Origin of the sequence: Johnsonella ignava ATCC 51276, from assembly GCF_000235445.1 — a bacterium.
In the GTDB taxonomy this organism is placed as follows: Bacteria; Bacillota; Clostridia; order Lachnospirales; family Lachnospiraceae; genus Johnsonella; species Johnsonella ignava.
Genome location: NZ_JH378835.1, coordinates 48,616 through 64,832, shown reverse-complemented (window position 1 = coordinate 64,832; position 16,217 = coordinate 48,616). Strand labels below are relative to the sequence as shown.

Genomic DNA, 16,217 nt, shown 5'->3' with positions numbered 1-16,217 from the left:
AACTTTAAGATATGAAAATATTTCTTACAGGTGCAACAAGCTTTATAGGGAGATATCTGGCTGTAGAGCTTGTAAAAAGGAATCATGAAGTATACGCTCTTGTACGTCCGGGTTCCGGAAATGAAAGCAAATGTGATTTCAGAAATATCCATGTCATAAGGCATGACATGAATTCCATAGAAGAAATGTCGTTCAATAAATTTCCCAGGATGGATATATTTATACATCTTGCATGGGCAGGTGAAGGTGCTGACGACAGGATGAATGAAAAAATCCAGAGACTGAATATAAAAAATACTTTAAATCTGATAAGTCTTGCTCAGGTTACTGGCTGTAAAAGATTTATATTTGCCGGTTCACAGGCGGAGTACGGTGTTACTCTTGACAGGATAGGAAAGAAAGGCTTTGACAGGAGTTATATATATGATGAAAATCTTTCATGCAGTCCGGTTTCAGAGTACGGCAAGGCAAAGCTGCGAGTACTTCAAAATGCCTGTGTATTGTGTGAGGATATGGATATGGAATACATACATTTAAGGCTTTTTAGTATATACGGCACAGGAGATCACCGAAATTCACTTGTAAGCACATGTATAAGAAATCTTCTTGAAGATAAGGAAGTTATATTCGGAAAATGTACGCAGCTGTGGAACTATCTGTATGTAACCGACTGTGCCTCTGCGATAGCCGATCTTGCACAGTGCAAGTTTATGTCCGGAAGACATGAGGAGGCTCATGTTGTAAATATAGCAAGTGATACTACAAGGGTGCTTAAGGATTTTGTACTTGATATAGAGAATGTTCTTGGAAAAAAGGGTAAGGTTTTATTTACAGGTAAAAACGACAGGAAAGAGGGGATACCGTATCTTAATCCCTCGATAGAAAAGCTTAAAAGACTTACAGGCTTTAAAGCCGGTGTGGATTTTAATAAAGGGATACAATTAATCAGAGATGCAATGCTTTCAGAGAGATGATGTTTAAATAATAGTTTCATTAAAATAGAGATATTAAAATTATTGTGAATAGAACTTTAAAAAGGATTTAGAAAAATTTGAAAAAAGATTTTAAAGATGATTTGAAAAAAGATTTAAAAAAAGATTTAAAAAAATATACAACAGAAACATCATCCGGAAAGTGCAAATCGGATACTGAAAAAGTTCATGCAAAGAAATGCAGATCAGATAATTCAAAAACGCAAGGCAAGGTATTTAAAACAGGCTCATTGCCTGTTTTACAAAATGTTAAAAGTTGTATAGCCTGCAGTGGAAGATTAAAAAAGCTCTTTTCAATTGAAAACATGCCTGCCACAGCCCAGGATATACCTGATTTTAAAGACCTTAAAAATGATAATCCCGCCGATATTACAATTATGTTCTGTACAGGCTGCGGGCTTGTACAGCTTGGTGAAGAGCCGGTGTATTATTACAGGGACGTGATAAGGGCAGGCGGGGGCTCAAGCACAATGTATGAGCTAAGAAAAAAACAGTATGAAAAATTTATAGAGATCGGAAACTTAAAAAACAAGAAAATAATTGAAGCGGGCTGCGGTGCCGGTGAATTTCTTGAACTTTTTAAGGACTTTAAGGTTCAGGCTTACGGCATCGAACATAATGAAGAGCTGGCACAAAAAGCAAGAGATAAAGGACTTGATGTTGAAACAAATTTTCCTGAAAATGAGTATACAGTATTTAAACATGCGCCCTTTGATGCATTCTGTTCATTTAATTTTCTTGAGCATCAACCGGATCCGCTTGGCTATTTAAGGGCGATTTATTCAAATATATCCGATGACGGTTTCGGGCTTATTACAGTACCTGATCTTGAGTATATAATTAACAATAAGGGATATTACGAGATAATACCGGATCATATAGCTTATTATACGGTAAACAGCTTAACAACATTATTGAACAATGCGGGTTTTGAGGTGCTTTCAAGCTGTATAGTAAACTTTGATACCATAGAAGTGATAGTTAAAAAAAGAAAAGCCCCGGATTTTAGACCTGTTTTGAAACAAAAAGATGAGATAGAGAAAACTTTTGACAGTCTTTTTAAAAGGGCGGAGGTTCAAAATAAGAGCGTGGCGATATGGGGAGCGGGTCATCAGGGTTTTACACTGTGTGCCACAATGCTTTTAAAAAACAAAGCGGATGGTATAAGTAGCGATGACGGGTATAAAAAGTGTAATACAGGTGATGGGAAGATTATAAAATATATAATAGATTCCGCAAAATTTAAGCAGGGAAAGTATGCCCCTGCCTCACATATACCTATTATATCACCTCAGGCTGCCCTTGAAGATCCGGCAGATATTATTATAATAGTTGCACCCGGTTACAGCAGTGAGATAGAAAATATTATAAAAAGGGATTTTAGACCGGGTACGGAGATCTATACACTTAAGGATGATTTAAATAAACTGACTTAAAAAATTGAGAGGTAAATATAATTGAAAGCATTTATTCTTGAAAGTCCGGGGAGAGCGGTGTTTGAGGATATGCCTGAACCGGTGCTTAAAGATAGTTACAGTGCGATTTTAAAGCCGGTGGCAGTGTCTGTATGTACTTCCGATGTAAATACGGTTTATGGAAGCGGAAGCAGGAAGCCTGACCGGCTTATATTGGGACATGAGGCGGTGGCGGAAGTTTATAAGACAGGAAGTGGAGTAAGGGATTTTAAGCCCGGAGATTTAGTGGCAGTTCCTGCAATGACACCTGATTGGCATTCGCCTGAGATTCAGGAGGGGAATTTTTTGCATGCAGGCAGGGCATTTTCATCAAATGCTCTGGGCAGAAGTATACCCGGGGTGTTTGCGGAGTATTTTGCTGTAGATGATGCCGATGCTTCTCTGGCAAAAATTCCTGAAAATGTGTCGACAGATGATGCATTAATGTGCGTTGATATGGTTACTACCGGGTTTGGCGGCATAGAGGCTGCCGATATCCGTTTTGGAGACACGGTGGTTATTATAGGAATAGGTGCTGTCGGTCTTATGGCGGCGGCAGGTGCAAGACTGCACGGTGCAGGCAGGATAATTGCGGCAGGTACAAGAAAGGTATCAGTACCGCTTGCATTTAAATACGGCGTAAATGACATTATCAATTATAAAGAAAAGGACATAAAAACCGAGGTATTGAGACTGACTGAAGGCAGAGGAGCCGATGCGGTTATAATATGCGGAGGCGGTGATGATGTGCTTTGTCTTGCTTATGATATAGTACGTTATGGTATAGGACGTATAGTAAATTTAAAGCATTTTCCGGGCGATGAGGCTATACCTGTACCTAAATTTTCTTCAGGCAGAGGCATGGGCGGAAAGACCCTGTATATGGAACTTGGCATGGGAGGCCGTATAAGGCTTGAAAGGCTTATGAGAGTTGTAAAATATGCAGACTTCAATCCGGGTTGTATGATTACGCATAAGTTCTGCGGTTTTGAAAATATCGCCACTGCTCTTGAGCTTATGAGGTTTAAAGGTGATGATGTAATTAAGACCGAGGTAATATTTTGATTTTTATCAAATCGCTGTGGCTATATGCCGCACCGGTCTGTGATGATATAATTAAAATTGGAAAAATATTTTAATATCGGATATTGCGGGATACTTTAATCCGGAGATTTAAATTTGAGCCTTAAAAGCCGGAGATTTAAATTCAGGCTTTTAAATCCGGCTCTTTAAATTTAATAAGAGGTTTTAATTTATGAAAACTATAAGCATAGTTGTACCATGCTATAATGAAGAGGCGAATATAGAGGCGCTTGCATATGCTGTAAAAGATATATTTAAACTCAGGCTTGCAAATTACAGGTATGAACTTATATTTATTGATAATGACTCATCAGATTCTTCAAGGGATATTATAAGAAAATTATGTGCTGAAGATAAGGACATAAAGGGGATATTTAATGCGAAGAATTTCGGGCAGTTCAATTCCCCCTATTACGGTATGCTTCAAAGCAGCGGTGATGCCGTTATACTTATGGCGGCTGATTTTCAGGATCCCGTTGAGATGCTGCCTGAGTATGTAAAGGCGTGGGAGGAGGGATATAAGATTGCGGTAGGCATAAAAAAAGCCAGCCGTGAAAATTTCCTTATGTACCGTATGAGGAGTCTTTATTATAAGATTATAAAAAAGCTTTCAGATATTGAACAGATTGAACATTTTACAGGTTTTGGGCTTTATGACAGAAGCTTTATTGATGTACTCAGGAGGCTTGACGATCCTACGCCGTTTTTACGTGGAATTGTTGCGGAGCTCGGTTTCAGGCGAAAGGAGATACCCTATGAGCAGCCCAGAAGGCGTGCAGGAAAAACAAGCAATAATTTTTACAGACTTTATGATGCCGCAATGCTTTCAATCACTTCATATACCAAATTCGGACTTAGGCTTGCGACCTTTATAGGGGGGATTTCTTGCATTTTAAGTATGACTGCCGCTTTTGTATACCTGGTACTTAAACTTATGTACTGGGACAGATTCCCTGCCGGAATGGCTCCTATTCTTATAGGCATGCTGTTTTTGGGCTCTGTCCAGATTTTTTTTATAGGAATGATTGGAGAGTATGTGCTTACTATTAACCAGAGGGTTATGAAAAGACCGCTTGTGGTTGAAGAGGAGAGAATTAATTTTTGAGGTTTAATCAATGAAGTATAAGATAGATATAGTCCGTGTCAGAGAGAATATTATAACTATAAACGGCTGGGCTGTCGGTAAAAGACCTGATTCCTGCATTAAATTCAATGTATATGCAGGTGATAAAAATAAAATTGATTTTAAGCTTGTACTTACAAGGCGAGATGATGTAAGCAGGATATACTTTGGAGAGACAGTTGATAAAGAACTTGGATTTGATATAAGATTTGAATATAAAAGGACTGAGGACTACTACCTTGTAATAGATGCGGACGGAGCAAAAAAGACTGTTAAGTTTAATGAGGAGCTTATAGCAAAACGTTCAAGTGCAGCCCATAAGAGATTTGAAAAGATAAAGGATCTGTGCAATATGGAAACTGTAAGGGTTTCTTTAAATTTCTTAAAGGAGCATGGACTGAGAGCTTTATATAGAAAGTCTGTTGCAAAGATAAAGGGTATTGACAGCGATTATGAATATGGTGAATGGTATGAAAAAACCAAGCCGTCAGATGAGGAACTTCAAAGGCAGAAAAAAGAGGTATTTGAATATATGCCTAAATTTTCAGTGGCAATACCGGCATATAAAACACCTAAATTTTTTATGACTGAATTAATTGAAAGCCTGCTTGCACAGACCTATTCAAATTTTGAAATATGTATTGCCGATGGAAGTCCTGTTGAGGACGGGGAGCAGGATGCAGAGAGCATAGCTGAGATCCTTGCCCGGTATGCTAAAAAAGACAGCAGGGTAAAATATAAAATCATAGGTGAAAATCTGGGGATTTCAGGAAATACCAATGAAGCTTTAAAAATGGCACAGGGAGATTTTATAGTGCTGTGTGATCATGATGATTTGCTGCCTTTAAACGCTTTATATGAAGTAGCTTCGGCAATTAATAAAAACAGGGATTGCGATTGTCTTTACAGTGATGAGGATAAATTGGATCTTGACGGTGGAGCACTTTTTGACCCGCATTTTAAACCTGATTTTAATATAGACCTGCTTAGAAGCGTAAATTATATATGTCATCTTTTTATAATAAAAAGGCAGCTTCTTGATAAGATAGGCATGTTTAATGCGGATTATGACGGGGCACAGGATTATGATTTTATATTCAGGGCATGTGAAAATGCACAAAAGATAGTGCATATACCGAAGGTACTGTATCACTGGAGGTGCCATATGAATTCAACGGCGGCAAATCCTCAAAGTAAACTTTATGCATTTGAGGCAGGTGCAAGGGCTATAAGGGCACATTACGAACGCACTCTCCCGCATATCAGGATAGACGGTATAGAAAAAGGGATTGATTACGGAATTTATCATACTTTTTTCCATATTGAGTCGGAGCCGCTTATATCGGTGATTATACCGAACAAGGATCACAGTGCCGATCTTGATATTGCGATAACCTCGCTTATGTCGGGCAGTTACAGAAACCTTGAGTTTATAGTAGTTGAAAATAATTCCTCTCTTGATGAGACATGGGAATATTATAAATCAATTGAAAAAAAATATAATAATGTAAAGGTTGTCAGATGGGAAAGGGAATTTAATTATTCCGAGATTAATAATTTCGGGGTTTCACATGCCTCAGGAGATTATCTTCTGTTTATGAATAATGATGTGGAACTTAAAGAAAAGGATTCTTTAAGGGAAATGCTCGGGTATGTGCAGAGGGAAGATGTAGGAATATGCGGATGCAAGCTTTTATACAAGGATGATACTATACAGCATGCCGGAGTTGTGGTCGGTTTCGGAGGGATTGCAGGCCATACTTTTATAGGGCTTCATGATACTCAAAACAGCTATTTCCATAGAGCTGCGACAGCACAGGATTATTCAGCGGTTACTGCAGCCTGCATGTTGACTAAAAGGTCGGTATTTGACGCTGCCGGTGGATTTTCAAAGGAGCTTGCGGTAGCTTTTAATGATATAGATTTCTGTATGAAAGTAAGAAGACTTGGGAAATTAATTGTATACACCCCTTATGCCGTGTTTTATCATTATGAGTCAAAATCGAGAGGGCTTGAGGACACTCCTGAAAAGATGGAGAGATTTAACCGGGAAACTGCAAGCTTTATTAAAAAATGGCCGGATATACTTAAGGACGGAGACCCTTATTACAACCCGAATCTGACATTAAGAAAGTCGGATTTTTCCCTTAGAGATTTATATAAGGAGAAGATAGGTGAGCAATATCATATAAAGGATATAGAAAAGTATTTTTAACATAAAAAATAATGATATATGCTATATTTTACAAATACAATATACCTTAGATAAACTGACAGAATAAATTGCTATGAATAAAATTATGAACTGAGCACAGGAAAATATATGGAAAAAAAAGTAAGGGTAATAATACCTAATTATAATGGTTTAGACTTTCTGACTGAATGTATAAAATCGCTTAAAAAACAGACATGCGACTGTTTTGATATACTTGTAGTTGATAACGGTTCAGATGACGGCAGCAGACAGTGGCTTAAAAAAAATAAAATACCGTCTCTTTTTCTTACTAGAAACAGGGGGTTTGCAGGAGGAGTAAATGCAGGTATAAGGATATCAAATACCAAGTATATAATACTGCTTAATAATGATACGATAGTATTTGAGGACTTTGTGGAAAATCTTCTTAAAAGGATTGAAACTTCTGACAGGATATTTGCAGTAAATCCTATGATGATACAGGCGCATAGAAGAGAGCTTATAGATGATGCAGGCGACGGATACAGCATTATGGGTTGGGCATATCAGAGAGGAACCGGTGAAAAAACGGATTGCTATGAAAAAGCTGAATTTATATTTTCAGCCTGTGCAGGAGCTTCAATTTACAGGACTGATTTAGTAAAAAAATTCGGTTTATTTGATGAGATGCATTTTGCGTACCTTGAAGATATAGATTTAAGTTACAGGGCAAGGCTTGCAGGCTGTATAATTATATATGAGCCCAAGGCAAAGGTTTATCACCTGGGAAGTGCAACCTCCGGTTCAAAATATAATCCATTTAAGGTCAGACTTACAGCAAGAAATAATATATATTTAAATTATAAAAATCAATCGGATTTACAGCTTTTTATAAATGCGCTGCCCTTAATTTTGGGGATTGTGCTTAAGGGAGTATTTTTTTTAAAAAAAGGCTTTTTAAAAGATTATATAGCAGGTATAATTGAGGGGGTATGCACATTTAAAAAATGCAGGCGTGTCGATTTTGAAAAAGTGCCTATATACAGAATTATGGCAGTCGAGTTTGAACTCCTGCTCGGAGCACTCAGATATACCGTACATTTTATAAAGAGACGGCTGTAATTGAAATTAATGTAAGATTATAAAAAAATTAATAGAAAAAAATATAAAAATATGTATAATATACGGAGCAGCGATTATGATAGAAAATAATCAAATACGCCTTAACAGGCTGTATATGATAATTGACGCATTGACCATCATTGCCGGATATACAGCAGCATATATAATAATATTTGGCAGAAATGCAGCGACAGCGGCACTTCCTGCAAGTATATATATAACGGCGATGGCATTGATAGTTCCGCTGTATATAATATTAAATGAGATATTCGGACTCTATACTCCTAAACGGATAGGTGGTGTAGGAAAAGAATTTGAGGGTATATTAAAAGCAAATACAATAGGTTTTCTTATAATAACCCTTGTACTTTTTTTAGGTTCAAAAAATCTTTATCTGTACCATTTTTCAAGAAGACTGGTTCTTATATTCTATATAAACTGTATAGTATTTGAGACTGTCGAGAGAAATCTTATAAGATTTTTTTTCATGAAACTCAGGATAAACGGTCATAATCTTAAGCATATACTGCTTGTAGGTTACAGCCGTGCAGCAGAAGGATATATAGACAGGGTAACTTCAAATTTGCAGTGGGGATATAAGATAATGGGTATTCTTGACAATAATAAAGAAAAAGGATACTCATACAGGAATATCGCAGTTATAGGAGGCATAGACAACCTTAAAGGCATACTTGATGCGAATAATCTTGATGAGATTGCCATAACACTCGGACTTGAGGAATACGAGCATCTTGAGGATATAGTAAAAAGCTGTGAGAAGTCGGGAGTACATACAAAATTTATACCCGATTATCAGAATATAATTCCTACGATTCCGTATATAGAGGATTTGATGGGGCTTCCGGTTATAAATATAAGACATGTACCGCTTACAAGATGGCATAATGCAGTTATAAAAAGAATTGTTGATATATTTGCGGGTATAACCGGACTTATAATATTTTCTCCGCTTATGATTGTTATAGCAGTGCTTATAAAGCTTACAAGCCGGGGTCCTGTGATATTTCCTCAGGAGAGAGTAGGGCTTCACAATAAACCTTTTAAGATGTATAAATTCAGGTCTATGGCTGTACAGGAAAAGAAAAAAGAGGCAAAGGCGTGGACTACGCCTGATGACCCCAGAGTAACGGCAGTAGGCAGATTTATAAGAAAAACAAGTATAGATGAGCTGCCGCAGTTTTACAATATACTGATAGGCAATATGAGTATAGTGGGTCCCAGACCTGAAAGACCTTATTATGTTGAGAAGTTTAAAGAAGAGATTCCACATTATATGATAAAACATCAGGTCAGACCCGGTCTCACCGGATGGGCACAAGTCAACGGATTCAGAGGGGATACATCGATACAAAAAAGGATAGAACATGATCTGTATTACATAGAAAACTGGACATTGGGCTTTGATTTTAAGATAATGTTCCTGACTATTTTTAAGGGCTTTATAAATAAAAATGCTTATTGACAGAAGATATACAGAAGCAGATATTTATGTAGTTATATTTTTACATACTTATTGATTTTGAGAAAGGTATAATCGTATGAAGGATGATTTACAAAAGAAAAACGATTCACAAAAGAAAAATACAAGACCACGCTCAAGAAGCCGCAGAAAAGTATTAAAAGATGCTGTAAAAGAACAACAGGATATACAGCAGAAAAATACAGACGGTCTTTTTGCCGATCAGGCTTCATCTGACGGGACAAAGTCCGCAAATATGCCTCTTGAAAGAACTGCACATAAAAATGTACAGGATCAAAACTCAAAAAACCGAACTGCACAGGGTAAAAAGCAGCCTGTTTCTAAAAAAGATACGGGTAAAAATGATGAAAAAAATCAAAATCAGCCCAAAATGTCAGCGGAAGATATACAAGTAAAAAAGACAGATATTAAAAAGCAGGCTGATTCAAAAAATAATGAGGCACAAACTGCAAAGCCGAACCGTCAGGTACCGGTACCGCTTAACGCTTCAACACAGGATATAGTATCTGAAATTCAGGATAATCTGCGAAATGAAATTAAAAAAGAAAACAGAAGCCGTGCACTTAAAAAGGAGAAAGAATACAAGCCTAAAAAGAAATCAAAACTTCTTAAGGTAGTGCTTATGGTTATTGCTGAAGCACTTGTGCTTGGAGTTATTTTTTCATATGCTTATATGCTTGATAAGTACAGCAGGATACAAAGACCTGAATTTAACAAATCAAATGTTGTAAATAACGATCTTTCGGTTGAAAATATAAAACGTATGGAAGGATACCGGAATATAGCCATATTCGGTGTCGACACAAGAGATAATTCGGTTACAAGAGGAAATTCCGACGTTATAATAATAGCAAGCATTAATCAGGCAAACGGCGAGATAAAAATGGTAAGTGTATTTAGAGATACTTACATGAATACCGGCAATGACAAATACAATAAGATTAACAACGCCTATGCGGTAGGAGGTCCTGAGCAGGCACTGAAGGCTATAAATAAAAACCTTGATCTTAATATTACGGAATATGTAACTTTCAGCTGGAAAGCCGTTGCTACCGGAATAAATATACTTGGAGGCGTTGACCTTGAGATTACAAAGGCTGAACACAGATATATCAATTCATATATTACAGAGACTGTAAAATCAACTAAGATAGGTTCAGTACAGATACCTGCCCCGGGTATGCATCACCTTGACGGTATACAGGCGGTAGCTTACGGCAGATTAAGATATATGGACAGTGATTTTGCAAGAACTGAAAGACAGAGAAAGATTATAACACTTGCACTTGAAAAGGCTAAAAATTCCGATTTAAAGACACTTAACGATCTTTTAGGAAACATGCTTGAGATGGTTGCTACAAATCTTACATGGCAGGACGGTCTTGATGTTATATCGGATGTTAAGATGTATCACATAGGTGAGACGGCAGGCTTTCCTTTTGCACGAGGAGGAGGAAACATAGGCAGAAAGGGAGACTGCGTAATACCTCAGACACTTGAGAGCAATGTAAGGCAGCTTCATAAATTCCTTTTTGAAACTGAAGATTATGAACCGTCTGAAACGGTTAAAAGTATAAGCCGCAGGATTTCATCGGATTCAGGCATGTATAAAGAAGGAAAATATATAGATCATGTACCTACTGATAAGGGATATGTTCCTGATGAAGGAGAACGCTCAGGAAGCGGCTCTTCCAAGTCCGGAGGTTCAGGCGGTTCTCATTCAGGAAATTCATCAGGTTCTGACGGCGGCTCATCAGGTTCAAAATCATCAACCAAAAAATCAAGTGAGTACGGGGTTGATTATGAGACCGATGATAACGGTGAGACAAAATGGTTTAAAAAACCTTCTGATGAAAGCAAGAATTCAGAAAATAAAAAGAATTCTTCATCAACGGCAATATACGGTCCCGGAGTTGATGATCCGACAAAGGACACCGGAAATAGACTGGATTCAACAAGTGATGAATATATAGGATCGGGGGAACAGAGCCCTGAAAAGAAACCGCATGAAAGTTCTGCAAAGGGTATAAATCCGGGAAGTGAAAGCACATCTGAGAGAAAACCCTCATCCGAATATACAAATCCTGCGGAATCTACAGCTGAGAGAAAGCCTGCAAAGACAAATGAGTCAACCTCAGAAAAAAAGCCGGCACAAGGCGGTGAAACCAAGTCTTCAAAGAAGGCTTCAGGTGAAGAAACAATAGCACCTGCACCGAACTAATAAGCAGTATATATTTTCACACAATCATTTATATTATGACACATTTTATACACAAAGCATTGGTAAACTACATACATAGTTTACCAATGCTTTTATGCATATAGAGATAAACAGCTTAAAGGTCCTCAAGGGCACAACAGCGTATTAATACTGAAGATGGAGGTACATTATTATGTATGACGATTATGAAAACAACCAGAATATAAATAATGAAGGCACTAATAATAAAAAAGACTTTAATGGAGGAAATTATAACAGAGAAAGTTCTAACACGGAAAACGTTAATAAAGAGGGCTTGAATATGAATAATGCTTCTTATTCCGGCTTAAATGCGGAAAATACATCTGCAAACAGTTCATATTCAGGTACAACCTCAGATTCGGACATGTATTCAGATGGGGCTTCTGATTCCGGTATATATGCAGGAGGCAGTTCAAATGTTTACCGGGATTCAGGAAATACATATTCAGATAGCACAAATACATACCGAGGCACTCAGGAAAGTACATATCAGAATGCTCAAAATAATACAAATATATATTCCGGTAACCAAAGCAGCTCAAATATATATACAGACTCAGGCTATAACAATAAATCAGACAGTGAAAATTCATTAGGATATATGCAGGAAAGTGCAAATATCCCTGCCTCATATAACAGCCATACACGAAACACATATTCATCAAACAGATATGTAGATAATACATATTCATCAAACGGATATAATGAGAATATGTATTCATCAGGTTCAGCTGCAAACAGGCGATATACAGACGGATATGAGGGTAATGCGGCATATCTTCGCAATCCGAATAATTATAAGCGTTCAGGCGGCAAAAAGGGCGGTTTTGTAAAAAAAGTTGCAGTTATTACAGCTTCGGCGGTTTTATTTGGAACCGTAGCAGGAGGTACCATGGTTGCGGTAAACAGATATGCCTATAAGCCGGATATCGGAAGTTCCGATTTACAGGAGCAGGCAAGACAGACTGAACAGACATCAAAGATTGCAAGTATTCAAACCAAGGATTCGGTATCGGGAAATACTGATGCCGATTCGGGCTCAGTACAAAGAGCGTCAAACGGTATTGAAGCTATCGCTGAGCGTTCTATGCCTTTTGTAGTTGCAATAAACGGAACTACAAAGATAGATGCTTCAGGCTGGTTTGGAGAAAGGCAGATATATGAAACTCCTTCAAGCGGTTCAGGTATAATTATAGGGCAAAATGATGAGGAATATCTTATAGTTACCAATAATCATGTTATAGATGATACAAGTAAATTAAGTGTGGTATTTATAGACGGGCAGGAGGTATCTGCAAATATAAAGGGCGGTGATGCGGATTCGGATATAGCGGTGATTGCGGTTAAGAAATCGGATGTAAAGCAGGATACTGTTGACAAGATAAGTATAGCGAATCTTGGCGATTCCGGAAGTATAAAAGTAGGTCAGAGCGTAGTGGCAATAGGCAATGCACTGGGTTACGGACAGTCGGTTACAGCAGGTATAGTAAGTGCGCTTAACAGGGAAGTACAGACAAAAGACGGTGTAAAGAAAAGTCTTTTGCAGACTGATGCAGCTATAAATCCAGGAAACTCAGGAGGTGCTCTTATAAATATGGACGGTGATGTAATAGGAATCAACTCGGCAAAATATTCCTCAACTGAGGTTGAGGGTATGGGTTATGCGATACCTATATCCGATGTAAAGGGAATAATTGACGAACTTTCAAATCAACAGACTAAAACCGAGGTTGAAGAGTCAAAACAGGGATATCTGGGAATACGTGGACAGAATATAGATTCAGATATGGCTCAGGCGTATGATATGCCCAGAGGCGTATATGTTTATAAGATACTTGAGGGCGGTGCGGCTGCAAATTCACAGCTTAGAGAAAAGGATATAATTACTAAGATAAATGCTCAGACAATAAGGAGCATGGATGATCTTAAAAAACAGCTTACCTATTACTCAGGCGGTGAGGAAGTTAAACTTACAATACAAAGACTTGAAGGAAGCGAATATAAGGAGATGCAGGTAACGGTTAAGCTTGGATTCAGAAAGGATACTGAAGTTAATAATTAGGAGCCGTCTGTAAAAGTATGGCAAATCGGGAGATGGGGACTGCCCCATCTCTCTTGGCATATAGAAAAAAGCACAGCTGAGTTATAAAATAAAACCGCAGCCACATTATAATAATACGACAGCTGCATACTTGCACAACTTGTAAAATCTGTATATAATGGATAAGATAGGAGATTAATTTTGAACTTTCTGTACAGAATTAACTGTACAGATATAATGTCAGACATAGCATCAGGCATAACGGATGCGGATCTACGGTCCGTATAAAAAACGATATATGGCTAACGGACTAATTTTAAGGAGAAATATGGACAGAAAGCAATTTTATAAAAAATATACATATAACCGGAATAAGAGCGGAAATGATTTTGACGGTAAAGATTTTGATATCAGCAAGTTTAGAATCAGAGGTATTAATGTAAAAGACAAGAAGGATTCAAATAAAGGCAATAAAAAACAGGATGATAATACAGACAGGGTTATATGCAGTATGTGCCACAGACCTGAAGACACTGCCGGAAAGCTTGTAAATATGCCGGGCGGAGTAAAGCTCTGCCATGACTGTCTGCAAAAGACTGTTGATACGGTAAATAATGGAAAATTTACATTTGCCAGAATTGAAGATTTTCCTTTTATGGAAGGCGTAAAAAAGGATTTTGAAGGTCTTATGAATTTTAATGTAGGGAAAAAAACTAAAAAAAGAGTCGTCCTAAGACTCCTATGTTCAGTATGAAGGATGTGCCTGCACCACATATAATTAAAGAGAGGCTTGATGAATATGTTATAGGGCAGGATAAGGCAAAAAAAGTTCTTGCGGTTGCGGTTTATAATCATTATAAACGAGTATTTCTTGAACAGAGAAGACCGAAGGCAAATACTGCCGACAAAAGTCGTCCGGTTGAGGGAGACAATATAAAAAGCACAAAGGCACAGACATCGGGGAATGTCAGGATAGAAAAGTCAAATATACTTATGATAGGTCCTACCGGAAGCGGAAAAACTTATCTTGTAAAAACCATAGCCAAGCTTTTAAATGTGCCGCTTGCGATTGCGGATGCAACATCACTTACAGAAGCGGGATATATAGGTGATGATATAGAAAGTGTAATCTCAAAGCTTCTTGCAGCAGCAGGCAATAATGTAGAGAGGGCACAATGCGGCATAGTATTTATAGATGAGATAGATAAAATAGCAAAAAAGAAAAGTACGAGTTCAAGAGATGTAAGCGGCGAGAGCGTACAGCAGGAGCTTTTAAAACTTCTTGAAGGCAGCAGAGTTGATGTGCCTGTGGGCTCAAACCAGAAAAATGCAATGTCTCCGCTTTACAGTGTAAATACTGATAATATACTGTTTATATGCGGAGGAGCTTTTCCGGATCTTGAAGATATAATAAAGGAAAGACTTAATAAAAAAAGTCTTATGGGTTTTAACTCAGAGCTTAAAGACAAATATGATAATGAAGACATATTAAAATATGCCTCAAATGATGACATAAGAAAATTCGGTATGATACCCGAGTTTTTAGGAAGACTTCCTATACTTGTAACTTTGGCAAAACTTAAAAAAGAGGATCTTGTAAAGGTATTAAAAGAACCTAAAAATGCTATATTAAAACAATATATAAGGCTGCTTGAGCTTGACGGTGTAAAGCTTGAGTTTGACGATGATGCACTTGAGTGGATAGCACATGAAGCTATAAAGAAAAATACGGGAGCAAGAGCACTGCGTTCAATAATAGAGGAGTTTATGCTTGATATAATGTATGAGATACCTAAAGATCCGAATATAGGCAAGGTGGTAATAACGGGTGCATATCTTGAGAAAAAAGGCGGTCCCGGCATAAGCATGAGAATAGATGAAGGCAGAAGTATACATGCAAAAAACTAATCATTGTGAACAGCTGCTATACTATATAATAGCAGTGTTATTATCAGGTGTCGATATTCTTGTAAAAAACAGGATTGAAAGGCTGCCTCAAAAAAGCCTGCCTAAACCTTTTAAAATACCCTGTATCGGACATTTTAAAAATAAAAAGACATATAAAAAAAATAATATTAAAGAAGATATTATCAAAGAAAATAATATTAAAAAAAATAATATTAAAAAGAATCACGAATTATTTAAAAATGAAAAAATCCTGATTTACAGCTGCCGGAATAAAGGTTTTTCAATGGGAATATTTGAGGGCAGCGGTATAGTGAAATATCTTCCGGTACTTATAACAATTCATATAATGAATTGCCTTTACAAAGGAATTAAACTTAAAAAAGGATTTTTGCATAATATATCATTAAGCCTTATTGTAGCAGGTGCACTAAGCAATATTTATGACAGGTTCAAGAGAGGCTATGTTGTTGATTATATTAATATAAATGTTTCAGTATTAAAGAGAATAGTATTTAATATGGCTGATGTATATATACTGCTTGGAAGTATGCTGCATGCAGCTGTAAAGATATAGACAT

12 protein-coding genes are annotated in these 16,217 nt (G+C 37.2%); all 12 read left to right on the top strand.

Going from position 1 to position 16,217, the window contains the following annotated elements; all coding sequences use genetic code 11:
* Window positions 1–11: 11 nt before the first annotated feature.
* The 12 genes from HMPREF9333_RS08985 to HMPREF9333_RS12315 all read left to right on the top strand — a co-directional run bounded on the left by HMPREF9333_RS08985 (window position 12) and on the right by HMPREF9333_RS12315 (window position 16,213).
* The gene (locus HMPREF9333_RS08985; protein ID WP_005541517.1) at window positions 12–974 is read left to right on the top strand and encodes an NAD-dependent epimerase/dehydratase family protein; all 963 of its coding nucleotides are present in this window, start codon (window positions 12–14) and stop codon (window positions 972–974) included.
* A gap of 323 nt (window positions 975–1,297) precedes the next feature.
* A complete protein-coding gene (locus HMPREF9333_RS08980) occupies window positions 1,298–2,428 on the top strand; it encodes a class I SAM-dependent methyltransferase (RefSeq protein WP_005541516.1) in 1,131 nt (376 codons plus the stop codon).
* 21 nt (window positions 2,429–2,449) lie between these two features.
* Window positions 2,450–3,511: an alcohol dehydrogenase catalytic domain-containing protein gene (locus tag HMPREF9333_RS08975; RefSeq protein WP_005541515.1), complete on the top strand. Its 1,062-nt coding sequence runs from the start codon at window positions 2,450–2,452 to the stop codon at window positions 3,509–3,511.
* A gap of 190 nt (window positions 3,512–3,701) precedes the next feature.
* The gene (locus HMPREF9333_RS08970) at window positions 3,702–4,634 is read left to right on the top strand and encodes a glycosyltransferase family 2 protein (RefSeq protein ID WP_005541514.1); all 933 of its coding nucleotides are present in this window, start codon (window positions 3,702–3,704) and stop codon (window positions 4,632–4,634) included.
* 10 nt (window positions 4,635–4,644) lie between these two features.
* Complete coding sequence (locus HMPREF9333_RS08965; RefSeq protein WP_005541512.1) at window positions 4,645–6,867, top strand: glycosyltransferase family 2 protein; 2,223 nt, start codon at window positions 4,645–4,647, stop codon at window positions 6,865–6,867.
* 108 nt (window positions 6,868–6,975) lie between these two features.
* Window positions 6,976–7,947, top strand: coding sequence for a glycosyltransferase family 2 protein (locus HMPREF9333_RS08960; RefSeq protein WP_005541510.1), 972 nt, complete (start codon window positions 6,976–6,978; stop codon window positions 7,945–7,947).
* Between the two features lie 76 nt (window positions 7,948–8,023).
* Window positions 8,024–9,430, top strand: a complete 1,407-nt coding sequence (locus HMPREF9333_RS08955; protein WP_005541509.1) for an undecaprenyl-phosphate glucose phosphotransferase — start codon at window positions 8,024–8,026, stop codon at window positions 9,428–9,430.
* A 76-nt stretch (window positions 9,431–9,506) separates the two neighbouring features.
* On the top strand, window positions 9,507–11,669 hold the full coding sequence (locus HMPREF9333_RS08950) for an LCP family protein (RefSeq protein ID WP_005541507.1): 2,163 nt from the start codon (window positions 9,507–9,509) through the stop codon (window positions 11,667–11,669).
* 172 nt (window positions 11,670–11,841) lie between these two features.
* The gene (locus tag HMPREF9333_RS08945) at window positions 11,842–13,752 is read left to right on the top strand and encodes a S1C family serine protease (RefSeq protein WP_005541506.1); all 1,911 of its coding nucleotides are present in this window, start codon (window positions 11,842–11,844) and stop codon (window positions 13,750–13,752) included.
* A gap of 307 nt (window positions 13,753–14,059) precedes the next feature.
* Entirely contained in the window at window positions 14,060–14,485 is a 426-nt protein-coding gene (locus tag HMPREF9333_RS13735; protein ID WP_005541505.1) for a ClpX C4-type zinc finger protein, read from the top strand.
* Window positions 14,473–15,639: an ATP-dependent Clp protease ATP-binding subunit ClpX gene (clpX, locus tag HMPREF9333_RS08935; protein WP_005541504.1), complete on the top strand. Its 1,167-nt coding sequence runs from the start codon at window positions 14,473–14,475 to the stop codon at window positions 15,637–15,639. Before HMPREF9333_RS13735 ends, clpX begins: the two co-directional genes overlap by 13 nt.
* Window positions 15,608–16,213: a signal peptidase II gene (locus HMPREF9333_RS12315; protein WP_050798136.1), complete on the top strand. Its 606-nt coding sequence runs from the start codon at window positions 15,608–15,610 to the stop codon at window positions 16,211–16,213. The genes clpX and HMPREF9333_RS12315 overlap by 32 nt, the downstream gene beginning before the upstream one ends.
* Window positions 16,214–16,217: the final 4 nt, after the last annotated feature.

Bases quoted from the DNA above. Each gene is read 5' to 3' on its own strand.
- HMPREF9333_RS08965 (WP_005541512.1), top strand. From the start codon at position 4,645: ATGAAGTATAAGATAGATATAGTCCGTGTCAGAGAGAATATTATAACT.
- clpX (WP_005541504.1), top strand. From the start codon at position 14,473: ATGTTCAGTATGAAGGATGTGCCTGCACCACATATAATTAAAGAGAGG.
- HMPREF9333_RS08960 (WP_005541510.1), top strand. From the start codon at position 6,976: ATGGAAAAAAAAGTAAGGGTAATAATACCTAATTATAATGGTTTAGAC.
- HMPREF9333_RS08985 (WP_005541517.1), top strand. From the start codon at position 12: ATGAAAATATTTCTTACAGGTGCAACAAGCTTTATAGGGAGATATCTG.
- HMPREF9333_RS08980 (WP_005541516.1), top strand. From the start codon at position 1,298: ATGCCTGCCACAGCCCAGGATATACCTGATTTTAAAGACCTTAAAAAT.
- HMPREF9333_RS12315 (WP_050798136.1), top strand. From the start codon at position 15,608: ATGAAGGCAGAAGTATACATGCAAAAAACTAATCATTGTGAACAGCTG.
- HMPREF9333_RS08970 (WP_005541514.1), top strand. From the start codon at position 3,702: ATGAAAACTATAAGCATAGTTGTACCATGCTATAATGAAGAGGCGAAT.
- HMPREF9333_RS08955 (WP_005541509.1), top strand. From the start codon at position 8,024: ATGATAGAAAATAATCAAATACGCCTTAACAGGCTGTATATGATAATT.
- HMPREF9333_RS08950 (WP_005541507.1), top strand. From the start codon at position 9,507: ATGAAGGATGATTTACAAAAGAAAAACGATTCACAAAAGAAAAATACA.
- HMPREF9333_RS13735 (WP_005541505.1), top strand. From the start codon at position 14,060: ATGGACAGAAAGCAATTTTATAAAAAATATACATATAACCGGAATAAG.
- HMPREF9333_RS08945 (WP_005541506.1), top strand. From the start codon at position 11,842: ATGTATGACGATTATGAAAACAACCAGAATATAAATAATGAAGGCACT.